The organism is Pelagibacterium sp., from assembly GCF_035555455.1.
GTDB lineage: Bacteria > Pseudomonadota > Alphaproteobacteria > Rhizobiales > Devosiaceae > Pelagibacterium.
The window spans coordinates 13,253-34,637 of sequence record NZ_DATMGM010000031.1; the positions used below are offsets into that span (position 1 = coordinate 13,253).

Below are 21,385 nucleotides of genomic sequence, written 5' to 3' on the forward strand. Positions count from 1 at the left end.
TCCGTCAGCCGGATTGCTCAATCGTCGCGATAGACCTTTTCACGCCGCTCGTGCATTTCCTGGGCCTCCAGCCCCAGTGTTGCAATCGGCCTGGCGTCGAGACGGGCCAGTCCGATCGGCTCCCCGGTTTCCTCGCAGAAACCATAGGTCCCGTCATCGATCCGCTTGAGCGCCGCGTCGATCTTGGCGATCAGCTTGCGCTGGCGGTCGCGGGTGCGCAATTCGAGCGCCCGGTCGCTTTCCGATGAGGCCCTGTCGGCCATGTCCGGATGGTTCGTGCTCTCTTCCTGGAGGTTGTCGAGGGTTTCGCGGCTTTCGCGAAGGATCTCGTCCTTCCAGGCGTTAAGCTTCCTGCGGAAGTATTCGCGCTGGCGCGCGTTCATGAAGTCCTCGTCCTCAGTAGGACGATAGTCGTCAACAAGGGCTTCAACAGACATCGTCAAGACTCACTCCCCTTGGTAACCAAGTCGCCGCCTATATAGTGGGCTAGGTCGTCGCGGGCAATTGGAAACTGCCCCTGCTGTTAACAAGGCCGTGACACAGTTTCGTGTCAAAGCGGCGGAAAACGCCCCAGCTTGGCCAGTTCCACCCGCACCCTCAACTCGATGTCCGCAACAATGGCGTCCAATGCGGGGTCGATCCGGGTTTTCGCCTGTTGTAACAGGGCGATGGCGCGGTTGAGCCGCCCTTCCCCCACCCGCCCGGCCAACAGGTCCGCCTTGATCTCTTCGAGCGCGTCGAGCAGCAGATTGGCCCGCCGCACAGCCTTGCGACGCCCCGTTGTGGCGTCGTCCACCGCTTGCAGGGCCAACAGCGCATCGATGCCCGCAGCCGGCATCGGCGCTCCGGCCTGAGCCGAGCGATTCGGCTCCTGTCCGGTCTCGGGCCGGAACGTCGCGCCCGAGGAGCGCGCTGCCCCTCCGGGCCGGTTCGCGGTGATGATCCGCCCTGTTCCGTCGATCCGCATACTGGTTCCGAACGCCCATGGTTAATGCTTGGCTAACCGGCAGAATTTGCCGCCAGGCGTTAATTTTACCTTAACCGCCCGGCAATCCCTGCCCACCCGCTCAACACTCAACCCATCCCGCCTAACAAAACACTTTCACTTTCAATAGCTTACCTCAAATTCCGCAAACTGGCACGGTTTTCGCTCCATATTCAGCAACACGCGGCGCGCCTTCGTGGGGACGAAATGCGCTCCAACCGGCAACGGGGAATTGAATGATTATGAGAGCAGGACTGTTTCGCAGGACATTGGCGGTGCTTGCCGCCGCAGCGATCGGACTGACATCGCTGGTTCCGGCCACGGCGGCTCCGGCCCGCATCAAGGATATCGTCGATGTCGAGGGCATTCGCGACAATCAGCTTGTCGGCTATGGGCTTGTGGTCGGGCTGAACGGCACCGGCGACAGCCTCAACAATTCGCCCTTCACGCGCCAGTCGCTCACAGCAATGCTTGAGCGCATGGGGGTCAACACCCGCGGCGAAACCCTGCGCACTGCCAACGTGGCCGCCGTGATGGTCACCGCCAATCTGCCCCCCTTCGCCACTCAGGGCACCCGCATCGATGTCAGCGTCTCCGCCATGGGCGATGCGTCGAGCCTGCGCGGCGGCACCTTGCTGGTCACCCCGCTGCTGGGTGCCGATGGCGATGCCTATGCCATTGCGCAGGGTTCAGTGCTGATCAACGGCTTTTCCGCCGAGGGACAGGCCGCCAGCGTCGTCTCCGGCGTTCCCACCACCGGGCTTGTGTCCTCAGGCGGCCTTGTCGAGCGCGAGATCGGCTTCACCCTTGGCGCACAGCATTCCGTACGCCTGTCGCTCAAGAACCCCGACCTCACCACCTCGCGCCGCATTGCCATGGCCATCAACGACCTGATCGGCCTGCCCGTCGCCATTCCGTCTGATCCCGCCAATGTCCGCCTGTCGCTGCCCAGCGGTTTTAATGGCAACATTGTCGATCTGTTGACCGACATCGAGCAACTGGTCATCCAGACCGATCAGGTGGCCCGCGTCGTCATCAACGAAAACTCCGGCATCATCGTCATCGGGCGCGACGTGCGCGTGTCGAGCGTGGCCATCGCCCACGCCAACCTCACCATCACCGTCGCCGAAAATCCCACCGTGGTGCAGCCCGAACCGTTCAGTTTCGGCGAAACGGCCATCGAGGACCGCACCCGCATCGATGTGACCGAGGACGGCACCCAACTGGCCGTGGTCCCCGAATCCATTTCCCTGCAACAGCTGGTCGATGGCCTCAACGCGCTGGGCATTTCCCCACGCGACCTCATCGCCATCCTGCAAGCCATCAAGGCTTCTGGCGCGCTCCAGGCCGAAATTGAGGTGATCTGATGCCCCTGACCATTGCCTCCACCGCCCCGCAATCCGCCCCCGCCAGCCTGCGCGAAAAGGCCATGGAGCTCGAAGGCGTGTTTCTCAACACCCTCGTCTCGGAAATGTTCAAGGGGCTCGAAACCGATTCCATGTTCGGCGGCGGTTACGCCGAAGAGACCTGGCGCGGCATGATGGCCGAGCAATATGCCGACCAGATGGCCCAGGCCGGTGGCATCGGCATCGCCGACCAGATGGTCGCCGCCCTTATCGACATGCAGGGCGCGCTGACGCCCACTCCACCCCTTTCCTCTCTCGGAGCCTACACACGATGACCGCTGCCGATCGCCTGTCCGCGCTTGAAAACCTCGATGCCGAAACCCTGTGCGCCCGCGCCGAGACCGCCCTTTCCGCGCTGGTCGAAGTGATGAACCGCGAAACCACCTATTTGCGGGCGGGCCACATGCGCGATGCAACGGCCCTCACCAACGAAAAGACCCAGCTTGCGCAGGATTACGTCACGCTGGCCCGCGCCGTGCAGCGCGCTGCTCCCCGCCTCAAGGATGAAGCCCCCGTGCGCGTCGAGGCGCTGCGGCGCGGTCACGAAGCCCTTGCCACCCAAATGGCCGAAAACCTGCGGGTTCTGGCCACGGCCCGTTCCGTCACCGAGACTCTTTTGACCGACGTGGCCCGCGCCGCTGGCAACACCACCCGCCCCAAAACCTACGGCGCCACCGGCCAGGCCCCCGCCGCCACCCCAGACGCCATGAAAGGCATCTCCATCAACCGCGCCCTCTGAGCCCCATCCCCAGCCCCTCTCCCACAGAGGCGAGGGTGGCTCCTTTCGCAGCGCCCACGACCCTGCCTCAGCGCCAGCGCATACTGGATCCCGGGTCTTCGCCCGGGATGATACGCTGGTGATTGGCTCATTCCGCCGACCGAACCTCAACCGTCCAGGACTCAAACTCGACGTTCCACCAGCCCCCTTCTCCCCTCGTGGAAGGAGGTGCCCCACAGGGGCGGATGAGGCGACGCTGAGCTCCAACGTCAACCCACGGCAAAACCTGACATACCACGCCTTCCCCACCCACCCCGGTCATCCCGGACCTGATCCGGAATCCAGCAGCCGGCAGCGCCGGACCAGTTTCCACCACGCCCCCAACACCGCGTATTTTAATCAATTCTCTCCCCCTCGCCTAACCCGCCCGTCACCCCATCCGGCATATCCTGCCCGGCAGATTTTGCCGCCTCCGCAGAAAAAGGGTTAACGGATGTCGGGTATCCACCCAGCGGCGCAGGGCCTTGTCGGGGTCGCTGCCGGAACGTCCCGCCCCGCCGGAAGGCCGGTCGGGCGCGATCCGTTGCGCGTGGACGATTCCACAGGCCCGTCCATCGGCCAGCCCACCCCATATCGGATAAGCCCTCCTCCCGGCCGGAATCAAAAAGACCAGCAAGATCAAAAGATTGATCCCCACGTCGCGCCTGCAACCCTGCTCGATGCCAGCCTGATCGCCGCTGCCTTGCTCAATGATGGCGAGGCGCGTTCCACCCTTCCGCCGTCCCGCTCCGAGCCCTGGAGCCCTCCCGCCTCCAGCCTCACGCTGCACGACCGCACCGTCTAGAGCGCTCCTAGGAAAAACAAACCAGTTTTCCGCCCAAGAAGCACGATAAAACAAAGGCTTGGCGCGTTTCCAGCACACGGGGACACCGCCTGTTCGGTTCGGAGGCGCGTCAGGCCCGAACTCGTTAATTTCCGCCCGCCCGATCAGGATTTGTTAACCATTCGGTAGCACTTGGCGCTGCACTCTATGGTTAACGCGCTCCTAACAGGAGTGATTCTGCCAAACCCATTTCGGGACGGGGGTTTTCGATCGATGTCTGATGTCACGCTGTCCAAGGCGGTCCGCTCCAACCTGCTCCATCTCCAGAACACCTCCCGTCTGATGGACATCACCCAGGAGCGTCTGGCGACCGGCAAGAAGGTCAACTCGGCTCTCGATAACCCGACCAATTTCTTCACCGCGGCCTCGCTCAATGGCCGCGCCGCTGACATCGGCACCCTGCTCGACGCCATGAGCAACGGCATCCGCACCATCGAGGCCGCCGACAACGGCCTGACCGCCATCACCAAGGCCATCGAGTCGATGCAATCGACGCTTCGCCAGGCAAGGCAGGACAATTCCTTCCAGACGCAGAGCTTCACTGTCAGCACAGCGGCAAATCCCACTGGCGACGAAGTGCTCAATCTCACTGGAGGCGCCCTGCCCGTCGGAGCCGATTTCGATATCGACCTCACCAAATCCCGCTCCGCACTTTCAGCAGGCACGTTCACCGCGGCTGGCGTGGACATGTCGGGGACCAGCAACCAGTTCAGTTTCGACATCGCCGTTCACGGCGGCGCCCCGGTGTCGATCACCATCACCAACGCGGACATCGCCTCTCCCGGCGCAGTCGCCAATACCGACGCCGTCACCGCCGATGAAATGGCCGCGATCATCAACTCCAAGCTCGGCAATGCCGGCGTCGCGGCCACCGTCACCGTCGATGGCGGCGATCTCGTCTTCACCACCAATAACGACACGGGCACCAGCAGCGCCGGTATTTCCATTTCCGATTACGCGGCCACGCTCACCGGCGCTGGCGTTACGGGCATTGCCGACGGTGACGGGAGCACCATCGCCACCCGCCCCCGCACCGTTGACGATCTGGTCACCGCCATCAATTCCAATCCCGATCTCAAGGGCGCGGTGCGCGCCTCCAACAACAATGGCAAGCTGCGCATCGAGAACCAGTCGACCAGCCCGCTCACGCTCACTGGCCTCACCAATGGCGACATGAATGGCGGCATCGGCCAGACCGAGGTGGATGGCAATGATGTGCGCGCCAATCTCGCCCGCCAGTTCAATGAACTGCGCACGGAACTCGACCGCCTCGCCGAAGATGCTTCGTTCAACGGTGTCAATCTCCTGCGCGGCGATCAGCTCAAGATTGTCTTCAACGAATCCGGTTCCTCGACCATCGAGATTCAGGCAAAGAACTCCAAGGGCGAAGGCCGCGCCATCAACGTCGCCAATCTGGGCCTGCTCGAACTCAACCCCGAAGATCTCGACCTCAACGCCGATATCGACGGTTTGCTCAACAATCTCCAGAACGTGCTGAACGAAGTGCGCGCGCAGGCCTCCGATCTTGGCTCGACCCTGTCGGTCGTGCAGAATCGCGAGGATTTCACCAAGCGCATGATCAACACGCTTGAAACCGGCGCTGCGAACCTCACCCTGGCCGATTCCAACGAGGAAGCCGCCAATATGCTGGCCCTGCAAACCCGCCAGCAGCTTTCCCAGACGGCGCTGTCCCTCGCCAGCCAGGCCGATCAGGCCGTCCTGCGCCTCTTCGGATAACCGCTCCCTTCATAGACGGGAATTTGAGGCGGGCTTCGGCCCGCCTTTTTCTGTTCTATTCATTCAATTGAAAGCATCCGATTTAACCGTTCTTTAGAAGCTCCCGCAGCAATGTCAGGCCAGCCGCCTCAGGAAGAGGTGCTGTAAATGCGTAAATCCTAGAAAGGGATTACAATGTCTGACGTGACGCTTTCAAAGGCGGTTCGCTCGAACCTGCTTTCCCTCCAGAATACCGCCAACATGATGGCATCCACCCAGAACCGCCTTGCCACCGGCAACAAGGTCAACTCGGCTCTGGACAACCCCACCAACTTCTTCACCGCCTCGTCGCTCAACAGCCGCGCCGGTGACATCAGCCAGCTGATGGACTCGATGGCCAATGGCATCCAGACCATCGAAGCCGCCGACAATGGCCTCACCGCCATCACCAAGACTCTGGAATCCATGTCCTCGACGCTCCGTCAGGCCCGCCAGGACAAGTCGTTCCAGACGGCATCCTACACAATCGCTCTGGGCGACACGCCGGCCGGCACCGAACAGCTTTCGCTCTCGGGCGGCGCGCTTTCGTCCGCCTTCGCGATCGACCTGACCACCACCGAAAATACCGCCACTCCGGTTTCGGTTACCGGTTCCGTTGACGAACTGACCACCGCCAGCTCGCTGGCGGATGCAGGCTTTACCTCGCCCGCCGCGGCCGGCACGATCACGATCGGTGACGGGACCAACACAGTCGCGTTCAGCACCACCGCCGGCGCAGTGGAAACCGTTGGTGACCTCATCAGCGCGATCAACGGCAACGCCGATCTGAAGGTTACGGCATCCTTGAACTCTGCGGGTGAGCTGGTTCTGGCGGCTGATGACAACACAGTCGGCATTTCCGTCGCTTATGGCGGCGCCGCCACCGCAGGTACGTCCGGTTTCGCCGCTGCCACGGCAACGCCTCCGACCGCGGTCGACACCAACGTCGCCAAGACCGTTGACGCTCTCGTCTCCGAGATCAACAACAACGCCTCCGTCAACACGGCCATCCGTGCTTCCAACGACAACGGCAAGCTGCGCATCGAGAACCTCTCGACCCAGGACATCACCACGACCACCCCGACGGGTGTTTCGGGCGAAGCCAAGATCGGTGGCAACACCGTGCGCGCCGATCTGACCAAGCAGTACAACGAACTGCGCGATCAGCTCGACAAGCTGGCCGACGACGCCTCGTTCAACGGTATCAACCTGCTGCGCGGCGATAATCTCAAGATCACCTTCAATGAGACCGGCACGTCGGAAATCGACATTCAGAGCAAGGATGCCAAGAGCATCAACTCTGCCACCCTCGGCATCCAGACCAACATGGAAGAAGCCGATTTCGACAGCGATGCAACCATCGACGGTTTCCTCGCCGAGGTGAAGACGGCGATCAACTCTGTCCGTTCGCAGGCTTCGGCCTTCGGTTCGTCGCTGTCGATCGTTGAAAACCGCCAGAACTTCTCCAAGAACATGATCAACACGCTGCAGACCGGCGCGTCCAACCTCACCCTGGCCGATGCCAATGAGGAAGCCGCCAATCTGCTCGCCCTGCAGACCCGTCAGCAGCTCAGCTCCACTGCGCTGTCGATGGCCTCGCAGGCCGATCAGGCCGTGCTGCGTCTGTTCTAAGACGTTTAGGCAAACCAATACTGCAAAAGGGCGGTCTTAATGGCCGCCCTTTTCATTTGTCCGGCGAAACTTCATAGTTTCCCACCATTTGCGGAGGGCGAATCATGGCGTTGAAAGTTGAACTCAGGCCCGGCGAAAAGCTGTTGGTCGGCAATTGCGTCATTACCAATTCCGATCAGCGCACCCGCCTGTTTATCGAAGGCCAGGCACCCATCCTGCGCGAAAAGGATATCCTGACAGCGGCCACCGCCGATACCCCCGCCAAGGCGGTCTATCTCGCCATCCAGATCATGTATGTGGAAGGTGACGTCGAAAAGCTGACCAAAAGCTATTTCGAGCTGATCAACGAGATGGTGCGCGCCGCCCCATCCACTCTGACTTATGTCGATGCGATCAACAACGAGATATTAACCGGCGATCTCTACAAAGCTCTCAGAGCCGCAAAGAAGCTTATCGCATACGAAGGGGAGCTGCTGGGAAATGCTGCAACAGGGGGCAATGGCATACCAGAGGACCGCACAACAGACTGCGGCCCCTAGAGACCTCGAAGCCAATCTGCTCGCCCGGCTGGCCTCGCGCCTGCAAGCGGTCCGCGACAACTGGCCCGAAAGTCAGGACGATCTCGTCGAAGCGCTGAACAGAAACCGCAAGGTCTGGTCGATTTTTCTGGCCGCCCTTACCAAAGACGATCATCCCCTGCCCCCGGCTGTCCGCCAGAACCTCGCCAACCTCGGCGTTTTCGTGATGGGCCAGACCTATGAGCTGTTGCACGGTGCCGAGCCGCACAAGCTCGATGCCCTCATCAACATCAACCGCCAGATTTCCGCCGGCCTGCGCGGCAATGGCGGCTGACCGATAGCCTCATGACCAAAAACAAAAGCCCCGGTCACTGCCGGGGCTTTGTGTGTTTTTGGTGCGCTATCTATTCCGCCGGATCATGCGGCCGGCGGTCGCGGCGCGTGATGTAGAGGCCCAACAGGCCCACAATACCAATGACAAACGGCGCCCAAAGCCAAAAGATCAGCGTTTCCATTTTCATTCCTTCAATCCTGCAAGGACCCGACGGGCCAGAAAATGCAGCACGATAGCTGATATGATAACAAGTAGGCTCAGTCCGACAATATTCCAAGTCTCCTGAGCAGGCATGGTTCCGAGCGCCATCCCGACCAGCGGCCCGATTATCGCAACGAGAATACTCCCGGATGCCACAGCGTTCATAAAATTAGCAGTGAGCTTGGTACGTTCGTTCTCGATCAAAGCCCCACCCCCGCATCACCGCAAATAGTTCACCAGCGTCAACTGGCTCGCCATCGCGGTCGCCTGATAGCTTGCTTGCAGCTGGGTCTGGAGCGTCAGCAGCATCATCGCCACCTCCTCGCGCGGTGCCTCGGCAATTTCCGCCAGCATGGTCTGCAATTGCGCATCATACTGGGTATGGCGCGCCTTGACCGTGTTGATGGTCGCCGCCGCCAGCCCCAGTTCCATCGTTATGCCTTCGATTGAACCCGGCTTGGAGTTATTGTCCTCCGACAACCGGCTGCGCTGGATATCGACCATGGCGTCATAGCGCCCGGCATTGGTGGCATCGAGCGGCGAAAGATCGGACACCGCGAACACCGCCAGCCCCTTGATTAGCTCCACAAACCCCGCCTCATTGGCCTGTACGCCATAATGGGCCTTGGTGCTCTCGTCGATATTGGCGGTCACCGTCTGGCGCGGATTGGCAGCGTCCTGCCCGCGATACCATGCGGTCGCCGCCGGGTCCTGGGCCTCTCCCATTCCGTTGAAAAACCCGTCCGCCGCCGCATAGGTCGATGACGACCGCAAATCTGTATGGCTCAACTGCGCCAGCTTACTGCCAATCGCCGCTTCGAGATTGGCTGCGGTTTCGTCTTCATCGGCACCGATGGCAAACCCGTTGATCGGCAGCGGATCGGCTTCGCTGGCGGTAAAGGTGAAATAACGCACGCTGTCCCGGTCGTGCGGCATGGTCACGCCAATGGTCACCCTATCACCGGGTGCCGGCTGGGCGGAAACGGTGATCGAAATCTCCTGTTCGGCATCCGGTGCCGCCGGGTCCACCGGCCCGCTCGCAGCCACAATACCCGCCCCAATGGCCGATACCGAGGCCAGCTTGAAGCCGAATGCGTGGTCCCCGTCTTCGGTCAGCGTCACCACATTGCCAGCGACAACGCGATCCACCCTCCCGTCATTGCCCATGTCCTGCGTGTTGCGGTTCTGGGAATAGGCTACGAACCCGTTCGGCCCGTCCATGATCTGGGAAAAGCTTGCCACCGGCTTGGTGTCGGATTTGTTGCCCCCGAAAATATACTGCCCGGTGATATCGGTATTGAGGACGTCGATCACCTCCTTGAGCAGATTGGTGGCCTGGGTACGTGCGGTGGCAAGATTGATCCCGTCGGTGCCATAGGCATTGGGCACCGCGAGCGCCCGCGCGTCGGCTTCGATCTCGTCCAGCCGCTCCAGTCCCAGCGTATAGAAGCTCATCCGGTTCTGTACCGTCAGGATATTGGCCTGATAGCCCTCGATCCTGTTGAGCCGCGCCCCAAGATTGAGGTGATGCAGCCTGTCCGACCCCATTTCCGCCAGCGTATTGTAGCGATTGCCGGTGGCCAGCTGGAGTTGCAGATTGTCCAGCTTCTTGTGCATGTTGGTGATGGTCTGGATGGTGCCCGAGACCGGGTAGAGCGACTTATTGATGATCATCGCGAAACCTCACATGCGCAGCAGGGCATCGATCAGCTCCTGCACCGTTGATACCACCCGCGCGCTGGCCGCATAGGCATTCTGGAGCTGCATCAGCCGCGCCATTTCCTCGTCAACATTGACCCCGTATTCCGCAGTCATTCGCGTCGTGATCGATTGCAGCGTGTAACTGACCGCCGCATTTTCCGACTGCGCCTTGGCGACCACATTGCCCTGATGGTGGATCATCTGTCCGATCAGGTCGCTCACTTTGCCCGACAGCCGCACCCCGCCATCGCGGAGCGAGGTCATCTTCTCGGAAACGAAGCCCATCCCCTTGAGATTATCCAGCAGGAATTGCGGCCGCGTCGCGTCGCCCAGCGATACTCCGGCATCATAGCGCACCAGCAGCGTCGGATCGGCGATCAGCGCGGAATTCACCGAAATGCGCCCGGCAAAGCCCTGCTTCTGCCCGCTGCCGTCCAGAGCATCCGTAAACGCCGCACCACGTGTATCGACAAACAGGTTGAGCGCTCCGGCCCCGCTCTGGGCCCCGCTCGCAGTGATCTGCGCGCTCAGGTTCCCGACACTCGCCACCCCATTGGCAACACTCAGCCCTCCGGCCCCGTCATCTGTAACGGCCAGGCCCGGCACCTCTGCTGCCAGTGCCGCAGCGATCGCCGCCGCCGGATCGCCGCCGGAAATATCCACGCCGATCACCCGCTCGCCGCTGGCATTGGGTGAGTTGAGCGGCAGCGTTCCCGCTTCTTCCACCGCCACCACCCGCACCTTGTGCGTCCCAGTGCCGTCCGTATAGCTCAGGCCCAGCGTGTTGCCCGGCTGCATGCCGCTGAGATCCAGCGCGTAGGCACCCGTCCCGTCGTCTTCGGCTATCGTGTTGACCGTGCTCATGGCCAGCGCCAGCCCGGCGGCGATCTCGTCGAGTTGGTCCTGCATATTGACCAGCGTGGTATCGCGCAGCTCAAGCAGCCCGGCGATGCTGCCCGACGACAACAGGCTTCGGCTGTCGAGATTGACCTCCAACCCCGACGGCGTGCGCAAGGTCAGCTGCCCCACGCCACTATTGGCCGGGTCGGGATCGAACAACGACGATGAGTTAAGCGCTCCGGCCGACTGGAACCCGAACTGGGAGGCCTGCACATCGAGAATGCCCACCCCGCTTTCCGTCATCAGGGCCACCGTGCCATCGGCTCGATAGGTGGCGCGCACGTCGATTGCTTCCGAGATCGAGGCGACCAGCCGGTCGCGCTCATCCATCAGCGACAGCCGCGCCTGCTGGTCCTGCGACAGGTCGAGAATCCGCACATTGATATCGGCCAGCGCTGTCAATTGCCGGTTGAGCTCAGAGACCGAATTGGAAATCTGCTGCTCGGCTTCGCGCCGCATTTCCTGCACGGCGCCGGTCAGGCCATTGAGCTGCTCCACAAGCTGCTGGGCGGCGTTGAGCACCCCGGCCCGGGTGGTCACGTCATTGGGGTTGGTCGCCAGCGCCTGCAGGGCATTTTCGAAGCCCGCATAGAGCGTATCGAGCGAATTGGCATCGCCCGGCTTGCCGATATGCATTTGCAGCCGGTCGAGAAAGCTTGAGCGCACCGCGTGATAGCCAGCCGATGACACCGCCACCAGATGCTGCTTTTCCAGCGCTTCGTTGAAGGCACGCGATAGCGTCGAGGACCGTACCTGGGCACTGGTCCCATACGCGGTTTCCTCGATGACGATGGACTGCCGATGATAGCCGGGCGTGCCCTGATTGGCGACGTTGCGGGAGACGACATCGATGCCGCGCTGGCTGGCATTCATGCCCCCCAAAGCATTCGACAGTGTCGAACTCAATCCCATCGTATCAACTCCACTTTCCCATCACGCGAATTCCACCCCCTATCGTTTGGGGTAGATGTGTTGAGGTTCGGCTTAGGGGGAGGCGAGAACGGTTGTTTTCGAGAACCGGAACGGAGCGTACATTGGTACGTGAGTATCGGAAGCGCAGAAAACAGCCGTTCGCAGCCCGCCATAAGCCGAAGATCAATACATCTAGCGCATCATATTCAAGGCTTCTCGCAACATCTCATCCGCCGTCGAGACGATCCGGGTCCCGGCAGCATAGGCCTGCTGGGTTACGATCAGCTTTGTGAACTCTTCCGAGATATCCGTATTCGACGATTCCAGCGCTCCGCCGGTCATCCCGCCTTCGGTCGAAATGATGGCCTCGCCCGATTCCGCCGTGGCCGAATAGATACCGCCGTCGAGGCGCTTCAGCTGGTTCTCAGCGTTGAAATTGGCGGTCACCAGCTGATAGATTTCGATCTGCTTGCCGTTCGAATAGGTCGCGACCACTCGCCCGGAATCGTTGACGGCCACCGACATGAACGTACCTGCCGGATAGCCGTCCTGCGCCAGCGTCGAAACCTGTGCCCGGCCGTTGGCATTGTCGAACTGGGATAGGCCGCCAACGCCGAAATCGATGTCCACGTTACCCACGGCAACGCCATTCACTCCCAAATTGGCAATAGCGAGCGGGGGAATTTTGCCATCCGCGTTGATAGTCCCCCATCCGACGCTATTCAGGGTCCCGTCGACAAAAGTCGCCTCCCCGTTCGGCACCGTTTCCCAGCCGGTTTCTCCAAGATAGAACAGCTGCCACTCGTCGAGGGTCGGCGGTACCGCCGTCGAATCCGCCTCTCCCGTCTTGCCCCAGCGCAACTGCACGTTCGCCGCCGCTCCGTTGGGCGCATAGACCGTGATCGCACCGCCCTCGACGGTCTGGTTGAGAAAGTCCGGGTCGGTCGGCAAGACCGACAACAGCCCCCCCGCCGGAGCTGCCGGCAGGTTCAGGGCATAATTGATCCGCTGGGTTGCCTTGGCCGGGATCAGACCGTTGCCCACCTTGACCATTTCCGGCACCGAGCCCGAGACGTTGCCGGTGGTTGAATCAATCGGCACGCCCTTGAGATAGTAACCTGCGCCGTTGCGCAGATATCCTTCCCGATCCATCTCGAAATCGCCGCGGCGCGTATAGAAGTTCGCGTCGCCGAACACCGACTGGCCGTCCGACGTCCCGGTTTTTTCCGCTACGACGAAAAAGCCAGAGCCGTTCAGCGCCACATGAGTGCCGGTGGGCGAGGTGATGATGTCGCCGCGCACATCGTTGGTCGAGCGCGAATAGGCCAGAACCGCACCTGGCACCTGCCGCCCCACGGCGGCATCGGGGATCAGGTCGATGAACCCAGTCTCCATCCGCTTGTAACCGGTCGTCTGCGAGTTCGCGATATTTCCAGAAATATTCTCCAGCGCAAACGACTGCGCCGCCATTCCGGTCACCGCCGTCGCCAAAGCCCCATAGATACCCATTCCACACTCCATCGCCGGGCGCGACCAACCGGCCGCTACCGCAAAAACTCAAATGCGCCGAGCACGCACGTCATCTTCCGCGATGCAATTGTGATGCCATCGACCTAAGCTATTGATTAAACTTAACTTCCCCGGAACTCACCTCCTCGCCCCACCCATCCAACCCGGCACCTTCCTCCCCCACCCCGGCAATTTCTTCCCCCCAAAGCCTGCCCAGGTGCCCTCGCCTGCGCCCGCTCCCCTCTGGACGATCACGCCATATGACTCTAAGCAGACGCCTGAACATCCCACCGGTTTCCCGCGAGCTCCCGCCATGCTGTTTGAAAGCGCCGATCAGTTCCGTTCCCTCGACCGCAAGGCGGTGACGGTGTTCGGCATGGCCGGCGTCGGGAAAACGCGGCTGGGCAACATCTTGCGCCGGGCCGACTGGTTTCATTTTTCAGTCGATTTCCGCATTGGCACCCGCCACATGGGCGAATACATCGTCGACAATTTCAAGCGCGAAGCGATGAAGGTGCCGTTCCTCGCGGACCTGCTGCGCTCGGATTCGATTTCCATCCAGTCCAATATCAGCTTCGACAATCTCGATCCGCTGTCGAGCTATCTGGGCACGCCCGGCGATCCCCGGCGCGGTGGCCTGCCTTTTGCCGAGTACCAACGACGCCAGGAGCAGCATCGGATAGCCGAGATCTATTCCCTGCTCGATGTCCCCTATTTCATCGAGCGCGCCAGCGACCTGTATGATTACCGCAATTTCCTCACCGACACCGGTGGGTCGCTGATCGAGGTTCTCGATCCCAACGACCCCGAAGACCCCGTGGTCAAGGCGCTCTCCGAGCACACCGCGCTGCTCTATCTGCGCGGCACCGAGGACGACGCCCAGCGCCTGATCGACCGGTTCTGCGCCAATCCAAAGCCGATGTATTATCCGCCGGACTTCCTCATTGCCCGCTGGGAAGAGTTCAAGCGCCTCAACGGCGTCACCCATGACGATGACGTCGATCCTGCTGCCTTTGCCGTCTGGGGCTTTGAAGCCCTTCTGCGCGATCGCCTGCCGCGCTATCAGGCGCTGGCCGACAATTTCGGCTACCAGATCGATGCCTCGGAGCTTTCCAGCGTCCGCGACGAACACGACTTCATGGAACTCATGTGCAGGGCCATCGCCAGCCGTTTGGCGGTGGCCGGAAATCGGTGAGCCGCGTTTTCGGCTCCCACCATTCATAAATCTGCACTTATATAAGCCTTCATCGAAGGGATGTTCCGATGCCTATTCGTATTCCCGATCAATTGCCTGCCCGCAAAACCCTTGAAAGCGAGGGCGTGCTGGTCATGGATTCCACCCGCGCCGCGCGGCAGGATATCCGCCCGCTGGAGATCGGCCTGCTCAATCTGATGCCCAACAAGCAGCGCACGGAAACCCAGTTCGCGCGCCTGATCGCGGCCACCCCGCTCCAGGTCAATCTCTCGCTGGTCCGCGTCACCGATCACCTCTCGAAAAGCACCCCTGAGGATTATCTTCAGTCCTTCTATTCCACCTGGGAAGAGGTGCGCACCCGCAAGTTCGATGGCTTTGTCGTCACCGGGGCCCCCGTCGCCAACCTGCCCTTCGACCAGGTCCGCTACTGGCCCGAAATGCTCGAAATCATGGATTGGACGCAGACCAACGTGCATTCGACCATGTTCATTTGCTGGGGCGCACAGGCCGCGCTGCACCATTTCCACGGTGCCGAGCGCTACCGCATGCCGCAAAAGGCGTTTGGCGTCTATCGCCACAAGGTCCTCGACACCCGCTCGCCCTATCTGCGCGGATTTTCCGATGATCTGGCCGTGCCGGTCTCGCGTTATAACGATATCGACCGCACGACCCTGGGCGAGAACCTGGACATCCTGATCGACAGCGACGAGGTCGGCATCTGCATGCTTGGCGATCGCAAATACCGCGCGCTCTACATGCTCAACCACCTCGAATACGACAACACCTCGCTCGCCGACGAATACCGCCGCGACCGCGAGGCCGGCCTCGACACCCCGCTGCCCGTCAACCTGTTTCCCGGCAACGACCCGTCCAAAACCCCGGAAAATCGCTGGCGCAGCCACGGCCACCTGTTGTTCCAGAACTGGATCAACGAAATGTACCAGACCACCCCCTACGATCTGGCAAAGGTGGGCGCAGAAGAGTGATCGGAGCCGTCACACCAGATCATCGACCGCTACGTTCAGCGCGACAGCCAGCTTCCTGACGGTCCCGACGGAGCCCGATTTCCGGCCCGCCTCGATGTCCGCGATCTGAACCCGGTTCACCCCCGACGCTTCGGCGAGAGCCACCTGAGTCAGTCCGCGATACTCGCGATAGACGCGCAGAGGGCTGTCCCCATCGATGATGCGGTTGGCGAATGCCGCGGGAACAGCCTCCTCCTCGCCCCTCGCCAGCCGCGCAACCACCCGGTCGAACGCGGCGCTATCAGCCACATCCTCCGCAATAGCGCGCAAACGATCATACTCCGCCCGTGGAATAGTCACGGTATCAGTCATCGTAAATGCTCCCTCTCGGTCCAATTGCCAAAACGGCTAGCACCACGCCATCCTGCATAATCACTCGCCAGTCTCCGACCCGCAGCCGGACGCCGTCGCGCCCTTTCAGAGTCTTGATATTGTTGGCCTGCGACGCCGGATCCCTTGCATAATCCTCGATCTTGCCCCTGATGCGACTGGCAGTATTCGCAGGCAGCCGACGCAAGGTTTTAACCGCGTCCCGCGTGTAGGTAATCGGCTTCATATCGCCATATGTAGCCATAAGCTACACTCCGTCAAGGCCTTGTTTTCTCGCCCCTTCACATCCCCCCTCACTACCCGCCCCCTTCATCGCGGGGAGAAGGGGGTTCTTGTGGCAGCCTTGACGCTCCTGCCCAAACGCTCCCCCGCACTCCCTGTCATCCCGGACTTGATCCGGGATCCAGTAACCGGCAGCGCCCCCGCTTTTCCCCAGCGCCCACCAAGTGCCTCTTTCTCACCTCTGAGACTGTGAGACGAAGCAGAACGGGAATCAGGGGGGCTAAGCCTCCAAAAACCCAACGCTCGCTGCTCCCCCTTCACATCGCCCCCCGCACCCCCTACCTTCTCCCTCACCACCGGAGACCGCTCGCCCTTGTCCAGCCTCCCCACAACCATCGCCGATGAGCTTTCCATCACGCTGGGCAATCTGGCCGACGCTGCCACCGGCACCGTCACGCCGACCCTGAGGATCGGCGTTACCGGTCTGTCGCGGGCCGGAAAAACCATCTTCATCACCGCGCTGATCCACAATCTGCTGACCGGTGCCCGCCTGCCCGGCTTTCCGCCCATGGCCGAGGGGCGGCTGATCGGCGCGCGGCTGGCCGAGCATCCCGACAATGCCACGCCTCGTTTTGCTTACGAAAACCACCTCGCCGCCCTCACCGGCCATCCACCCGCCTGGCCTGAAAGCACCCGCCGGATTTCCCAGCTGCGGCTGACCCTGCGCTACCAGTCGGCCCGCTGGCTGCGCTCGCAACTGGGCATTTCGACCCTCAATCTCGACATCGTCGATTACCCCGGCGAGTGGCTGCTCGATCTGCCCCTGCTGACCAAATCCTACGCCGAATGGAGCGCCGAAGCGCTGGCGCTGGCCCGCCGCCCGGCCCGCGCCGCAGAAGCAAAGGACTTCCTCGACGCCCTCTCCCATATCGACCCCGCCCGCGAGGCCGACGAGGTGACCGCCGAAACCCTCGCCACATCCTTCACGCACTATCTGCGCACCTCCCGGGGCGATGCCCGCGCGCTGTCCACCCTGCCTCCCGGGCGTTTTCTCATGCCCGGCGATCTCGAAGGCTCCCCCGCGCTCACCTTCGCGCCCCTGCCGCCTCCGGCCGCGACCCCGCGCCATGCCAGCCTCTATGCCATGCTTGAACGCCGCTATGAGGCCTATAAATCCGTCGTTGTCCGCCCCTTCTTCCGCGACCATTTCGCCCGGCTCGATCGCCAGATCGTGCTCGTGGATGCCCTGCGCGCCCTCAATGCCGGCCCCGAAGCCGTTGCCGATCTGGAAACCGCGCTCACCTCGGTGCTCGCCTGTTTCCGGCAGGGCGCGTCGAACCCCATTTCGCGCCTGTTCACCCGCCGTATCGACCGCATCCTGTTTGCCGCAACCAAGGCCGACCTCTTGCACCACACCTCGCACCCGCGCCTCGAAGCCATCCTCAACCGGCTCGTCGCCAATGCCGCCCGCCGTGCCAAATTCGCCGGGGCCGAGACCCGTTCGCTGGCCATCGCCGCCATCCGTGCCACCCATGAGGGTACCGTCAAGGACAATGGCGAGACCCTGCACACCATCATCGGCACCCCCGAAAACGGCCAGCGCCTCGGTGAGGTCGTCTATGACGGCGAAACCGAAATTGCCTTGTTTCCCGGTGACTTGCCCGAAAATCCGGATTCATTGTTCAAAACAGCTGATTCAACACCTCACCTCAATTTCCTGCGCTTTCTGCCCCCCGCCAATCTGCCTGTCAGCGAGACGGGGGATCCGGTTTTCCCCTACATCCGTCTCGACCGTGCTCTCGATTTCCTCGTCGGGGACAAGATGCAATGAGAGAGCCCCGCGCCATTCCCACCGCCCCGCGCCCCGACGCCGGGCCGCAAACCCGCGAACCCCGCGCCTTCGAGACCGCGCTGGCCGAACCAGCTATCGATGTCTTTGCCGCCCCACCCGACGCGCTGTCCGATGCCGATGTCGCCCCGCGCCTGCGCCCGCGCCGCAGCTTTTGGCGTCACCTCGCCTTCTGGACCGGCGGCACACTGATTTCCCTCGGTCTCGGCCTTGCCGCCGAACGGCTGATCCGCGATCTGTTCGCCACCTATGACTGGCTGGGCTGGTTCGGACTCGGTGTGCTTGGCGTATTTCTGGTCGCGCTGGTCATCCTCATTGGCCGCGAAATCTTCGGGCTGGCCCGCCTGCGCACCCTTGACCGGCTGCGCGCCAGCGCGACCATCGCGCTCGCCGCCGATGACCTCCCCTCCGCGCAGAAAATCACTGCCGAACTGCTCGGCGTCTATTCCAGCCGCGCCGATCTGGCCCGCGCCCGCACGGGGCTGAAGGCCGATACCGGCTCGATCCTCGATGGCGCTGAATTGCTCCGCACCACCGAACGGGCCCTGATGCTCCCCCTCGACCAGCGGGCCCGCGCCCTCACCGCGTCGAGCGCCCGCCGGGTGGCTCTGGTCACCGCCGTTTCGCCCCGCGCGCTGATCGATATCAGCTTTGTGATTTTTGAGAGTTTCCGCCTGGCGCGCAATCTGGCCGATCTCTATGGCGCGCGTCCGGGCCTGTTCGGTTTCATCCGCCTGATCGGCGCGATCCTCGCCCATCTGGCCGTCACCGGCGGGCTGGTGCTCACCGATGGCATCGTCGAACAGCTCGTCGGCCATGGAGTAGCGGCAAAGCTGTCAGCGCGGTTGGGCGAAGGCGTACTCAACGGGCTGATGACCGTGCGCGTCGGCATTGCCGCCATCAAGCTGGTGCGCCCGCTGCCATTTTCGGCGCAGAAATCCCCGGTCGTGTCCGATTTCGTCGCCGACCTGGCCAAGGTCGCTTCGGCACCCGAAAAATCAGCCTGAGCCCCAAATAAAAAGGGCGACATCTTCCGATGCCGCCCTCCTTTCAAGCCGTTTGGCTAGTTCGGAAAATTAGATCAGACCAGCCTTCTGACAGTCGCTCTGGGAGATCGAGCTGAGGGTCACGCCGCGGGTCATGAGTTCCGCCGAAATAGAGGGCTGCTTGTCGAAAGCATCGCTCACGGACAGGCCGCTCAGCGTATCGCAATACTGGACGACATAACCCCAATCCTGATCGTTCACCGAAATGGTGCCGATCGAATGGGCCATCGCCGGCGCAGCAAGGCCAGCGAGGATCGCGGTGGAGGCAAGAAGAGCACGGAGTTTCATTTTCTTTTCCTTTCTAGTCCGTCCCGCTTTTTGTGCGGAACACCTACCAGATAGGAGTCTGAATCCCGGCATCCAACCGCAACTTGTGAAATTTTTTACTCTTTCTCGCTGCCCAAATGCGCCGGGCGAAACGCTATTCCAATCACCTGTTTTTCCGCGTCAGAACGTCGCCGACGCCCTCACTGCTTGAGGACGATATACGCCGCTGCTCCCGCCATTGCTCCGGCGGCTCCGCGATTGAGCGCCTTAAGCGCGCGTGGATTGCGCAGGAAATTGCGCGCCCGCGCTGCCAGCGCCACATAGGGGATGGTCACCGCGTACAGCACCACCACGGTGATCGCCGCCAGCCAGGCAAACCGCTCCGGCGTCACCGCCTGCAAATCCACCACCGTGGGCAGCAGCGCCATATAGAAGATGATCGTCTTGGGATTGCCCAGCGTCAGCGAATAGCCGCCGAGCAGCGAGCTCCACGCCCCGTCGCCCTTGCGCGTTTCCACCTTGTCGGGATCGATTCCCGCTCGCCAGAAACTCCAGGCCAGCCAGAGCAGATAGGCCGCCCCGGCAATCTTGATGACGGTGAAAATCCCCGAAAATGCCGAAGCCACCGCCGCCAGCCCCAGAACGGCGAGGGCGAGATAGGTGAGATCGCCCAGAACCAACCCGGTCGAAAACCACACCGCAGGCCGAAATCCCGACCCCAGCGCCTTGCCCACGCACGCGGCGATACCCGGCCCCGGAATAGCCGCAGCCACCGCCAGCGCGATGGCATACGGCAAAAATTCAAGCACATTCATTCAGACCGACCCAGCGACTGCCGTTTTCCCGCGTCGTTCATACACCCGGCGACAAAAACGCGGAAGCAAGATTCATCCAGCCCACCAGCCCCAACACTCTGCCGAACCCCCGCCCCGCCCCCTGTCATCCCGAACCTGATCCGGGGGCCGTAACCGGCAGCATCCCGATTCTTGCCCATCTGCCTGCCAAAAAAGCCCCCTTCTCCCCCGGTAGGAGACTTCGAACCGTCCTTTGGCCGATCGTGCCGGTGGCACGATCGGAGGGGAGAAGGCCATGAGAGCTATGCTCGAATGGCAGGGGATGAGCGGAGCGCCAAGTCCCACCACACCGCCGAGCATACTGGTTCCCGGGTCTTCGCCCGGGATGACGCCTGTGGACGCGACACACGGTGGATAAACCACTGTCACCAGCCCGACCCACCCCCTGTCATCCCGGACCTGATCCGGGATCCAGTAACCGGCAGAGCCTGCGGTTCTTGCCCGTCTGCCTGCCAAAACAGCCCCCTTTTTCTCCGTTGGGAGACTTCGAACCGTTCTTTGGCCTATCGTGCCGGTGGCACGATCGGAGGGGAGAAGGCCATGAGAGCTATGCCCGAATGGCGGGGATGAGGGGGCGCCGAGTCCCACCACACCACCGAGCATACTGGGTCCCGGGTCTGCGCCCGGGATGACGCCGGTGGGGGTGAAAGGCCAAATGCTCCCCCATCCACCCCCGTCATCCCGGACTTGATCCGGGATCCAGTAACCGGCAGCGCTAGCGCACTTGCCGCAAGGGGGACGATAGGCCCTTCGCGCAGCGAAAATCCTAAGCTGCGGCGTCCTGCTTGGCCGAATCCGCCAGCGTCACCCGCAATCCATCCAGCTCTTCGCTCATCAGAATCTGGCACGACAGCCGCGAATTGGCCTCATAGTCCGGCACCGAGTCGAGCATGTCCTCTTCCTCGTCGGTTGCCGCCTTCAGCCTGTCCACCCATTCGGGCGCGACGAACACGTGGCACGTGGCACACGAACACGATCCGCCACACTCGGCCTTGATGTTGAGGCCCCAATCGCGGATCACCTCCATCACCCGCCAGCCTTCAAGCGCTTCGAGCTCGTGTTCTGTTCCGGTCTGGTCGGTGACGAAAATCCGCATATCAGGTCCTGCGAGGTTTTGGAGCATCCGACCGGGTGCGCGCGGCT

The 21,385-nt window shown here is 62.0% G+C and carries 23 protein-coding genes; 12 read left to right on the forward strand and 11 right to left on the reverse strand.

Annotated features, from left to right (window positions below; genetic code table 11):
* Positions 1-17: 17 nt before the first annotated feature.
* Positions 18-437: an RNA polymerase-binding protein DksA gene (dksA, locus tag VNS12_RS05720; RefSeq protein WP_325486906.1), complete on the reverse strand. Its 420-nt coding sequence runs from the start codon at positions 435-437 to the stop codon at positions 18-20.
* Between the two features lie 113 nt (positions 438-550).
* The gene (locus VNS12_RS05725) at positions 551-967 is read right to left on the reverse strand and encodes a flagellar assembly protein FliX (RefSeq protein ID WP_325486879.1); all 417 of its coding nucleotides are present in this window, start codon (positions 965-967) and stop codon (positions 551-553) included.
* Between the two features lie 260 nt (positions 968-1,227).
* Here VNS12_RS05725 and VNS12_RS05730 point away from each other — a divergent pair, with 260 nt between their 5' ends.
* The 8 genes from VNS12_RS05730 (at position 1,228) to flaF (ending at position 8,231) form a co-directional block, all read left to right on the forward strand.
* Positions 1,228-2,352 (forward strand): flagellar basal body P-ring protein FlgI, encoded by a 1,125-nt coding sequence (locus VNS12_RS05730; protein ID WP_325486907.1) that lies wholly within the window; start codon positions 1,228-1,230, stop codon positions 2,350-2,352.
* A complete protein-coding gene (locus tag VNS12_RS05735) occupies positions 2,352-2,666 on the forward strand; it encodes a rod-binding protein (protein WP_325486880.1) in 315 nt (104 codons plus the stop codon). Before VNS12_RS05730 ends, VNS12_RS05735 begins: the two co-directional genes overlap by 1 nt.
* Positions 2,663-3,130, forward strand: a complete 468-nt coding sequence (locus VNS12_RS05740) for a hypothetical protein (RefSeq protein WP_325486881.1) — start codon at positions 2,663-2,665, stop codon at positions 3,128-3,130. Before VNS12_RS05735 ends, VNS12_RS05740 begins: the two co-directional genes overlap by 4 nt.
* Positions 3,131-3,602: 472 nt before the next feature.
* Positions 3,603-3,953, forward strand: coding sequence for a hypothetical protein (locus tag VNS12_RS05745; RefSeq protein ID WP_325486882.1), 351 nt, complete (start codon positions 3,603-3,605; stop codon positions 3,951-3,953).
* Between the two features lie 252 nt (positions 3,954-4,205).
* Positions 4,206-5,729, forward strand: a complete 1,524-nt coding sequence (locus VNS12_RS05750; RefSeq protein ID WP_325486883.1) for a flagellin N-terminal helical domain-containing protein — start codon at positions 4,206-4,208, stop codon at positions 5,727-5,729.
* Positions 5,730-5,903: 174 nt separating this feature from the next.
* A complete protein-coding gene (locus VNS12_RS05755) occupies positions 5,904-7,379 on the forward strand; it encodes a flagellin N-terminal helical domain-containing protein (protein WP_325486884.1) in 1,476 nt (491 codons plus the stop codon).
* 104 nt (positions 7,380-7,483) lie between these two features.
* A complete protein-coding gene (gene flbT, locus VNS12_RS05760) occupies positions 7,484-7,918 on the forward strand; it encodes a flagellar biosynthesis repressor FlbT (protein ID WP_325486885.1) in 435 nt (144 codons plus the stop codon).
* Positions 7,878-8,231 (forward strand): flagellar biosynthesis regulator FlaF, encoded by a 354-nt coding sequence (gene flaF / locus VNS12_RS05765; protein WP_325486886.1) that lies wholly within the window; start codon positions 7,878-7,880, stop codon positions 8,229-8,231. The genes flbT and flaF overlap by 41 nt, the downstream gene beginning before the upstream one ends.
* A gap of 183 nt (positions 8,232-8,414) precedes the next feature.
* On the opposite strand, the gene VNS12_RS05770 is transcribed toward flaF, so the two are convergent.
* The 4 genes from VNS12_RS05770 to VNS12_RS05785 form a co-directional block, all read right to left on the reverse strand.
* The gene (locus VNS12_RS05770; RefSeq protein WP_325486887.1) at positions 8,415-8,636 is read right to left on the reverse strand and encodes a hypothetical protein; all 222 of its coding nucleotides are present in this window, start codon (positions 8,634-8,636) and stop codon (positions 8,415-8,417) included.
* A 15-nt stretch (positions 8,637-8,651) separates the two neighbouring features.
* A complete protein-coding gene (locus tag VNS12_RS05775; protein WP_325486888.1) occupies positions 8,652-10,106 on the reverse strand; it encodes a flagellin N-terminal helical domain-containing protein in 1,455 nt (484 codons plus the stop codon).
* 9 nt (positions 10,107-10,115) lie between these two features.
* Complete coding sequence (gene flgK / locus VNS12_RS05780; protein ID WP_325486889.1) at positions 10,116-11,945, reverse strand: flagellar hook-associated protein FlgK; 1,830 nt, start codon at positions 11,943-11,945, stop codon at positions 10,116-10,118.
* A gap of 192 nt (positions 11,946-12,137) precedes the next feature.
* Positions 12,138-13,454: a flagellar hook protein FlgE gene (locus VNS12_RS05785; protein WP_325486890.1), complete on the reverse strand. Its 1,317-nt coding sequence runs from the start codon at positions 13,452-13,454 to the stop codon at positions 12,138-12,140.
* Between the two features lie 313 nt (positions 13,455-13,767).
* On the opposite strand from VNS12_RS05785, the gene VNS12_RS05790 reads away from it, so the two are divergent.
* Together VNS12_RS05790 and VNS12_RS05795 are read left to right on the forward strand one after the other, a co-directional pair.
* A complete protein-coding gene (locus VNS12_RS05790; protein WP_325486891.1) occupies positions 13,768-14,649 on the forward strand; it encodes an ATPase in 882 nt (293 codons plus the stop codon).
* A 68-nt stretch (positions 14,650-14,717) separates the two neighbouring features.
* Positions 14,718-15,635: a homoserine O-succinyltransferase gene (locus tag VNS12_RS05795; protein ID WP_325486892.1), complete on the forward strand. Its 918-nt coding sequence runs from the start codon at positions 14,718-14,720 to the stop codon at positions 15,633-15,635.
* A gap of 9 nt (positions 15,636-15,644) precedes the next feature.
* Here VNS12_RS05795 and VNS12_RS05800 read toward each other — a convergent pair whose 3' ends face one another.
* Positions 15,645-15,986: a helix-turn-helix transcriptional regulator gene (locus VNS12_RS05800; protein WP_325486893.1), complete on the reverse strand. Its 342-nt coding sequence runs from the start codon at positions 15,984-15,986 to the stop codon at positions 15,645-15,647.
* On the reverse strand, positions 15,979-16,248 hold the full coding sequence (locus VNS12_RS05805) for a type II toxin-antitoxin system RelE family toxin (RefSeq protein ID WP_325486894.1): 270 nt from the start codon (positions 16,246-16,248) through the stop codon (positions 15,979-15,981). Before VNS12_RS05805 ends, VNS12_RS05800 begins: the two co-directional genes overlap by 8 nt.
* Positions 16,249-16,599: 351 nt before the next feature.
* Here VNS12_RS05805 and VNS12_RS05810 point away from each other — a divergent pair, with 351 nt between their 5' ends.
* Together VNS12_RS05810 and VNS12_RS05815 are read left to right on the forward strand one after the other, a co-directional pair.
* The gene (locus VNS12_RS05810) at positions 16,600-18,057 is read left to right on the forward strand and encodes a YcjX family GTP-binding protein (protein WP_325486895.1); all 1,458 of its coding nucleotides are present in this window, start codon (positions 16,600-16,602) and stop codon (positions 18,055-18,057) included.
* Positions 18,054-19,082 carry a YcjF family protein gene (locus VNS12_RS05815; RefSeq protein ID WP_325486896.1) on the forward strand — a complete coding sequence of 343 codons (1,029 nt, stop codon included), beginning with the start codon at positions 18,054-18,056 and terminating at the stop codon, positions 19,080-19,082. Before VNS12_RS05810 ends, VNS12_RS05815 begins: the two co-directional genes overlap by 4 nt.
* A gap of 69 nt (positions 19,083-19,151) precedes the next feature.
* Here the strand turns inward: VNS12_RS05815 and VNS12_RS05820 are convergent, their stop codons facing one another.
* From VNS12_RS05820 to VNS12_RS05830, 3 genes are all read right to left on the reverse strand, one after another.
* Complete coding sequence (locus VNS12_RS05820) at positions 19,152-19,409, reverse strand: hypothetical protein (protein ID WP_325486897.1); 258 nt, start codon at positions 19,407-19,409, stop codon at positions 19,152-19,154.
* A 179-nt stretch (positions 19,410-19,588) separates the two neighbouring features.
* Positions 19,589-20,203, reverse strand: a complete 615-nt coding sequence (locus VNS12_RS05825; RefSeq protein WP_325486898.1) for a LysE family translocator — start codon at positions 20,201-20,203, stop codon at positions 19,589-19,591.
* An 805-nt stretch (positions 20,204-21,008) separates the two neighbouring features.
* A complete protein-coding gene (locus VNS12_RS05830) occupies positions 21,009-21,338 on the reverse strand; it encodes a 2Fe-2S iron-sulfur cluster-binding protein (protein ID WP_325486899.1) in 330 nt (109 codons plus the stop codon).
* Positions 21,339-21,385 lie beyond the last annotated feature (47 nt).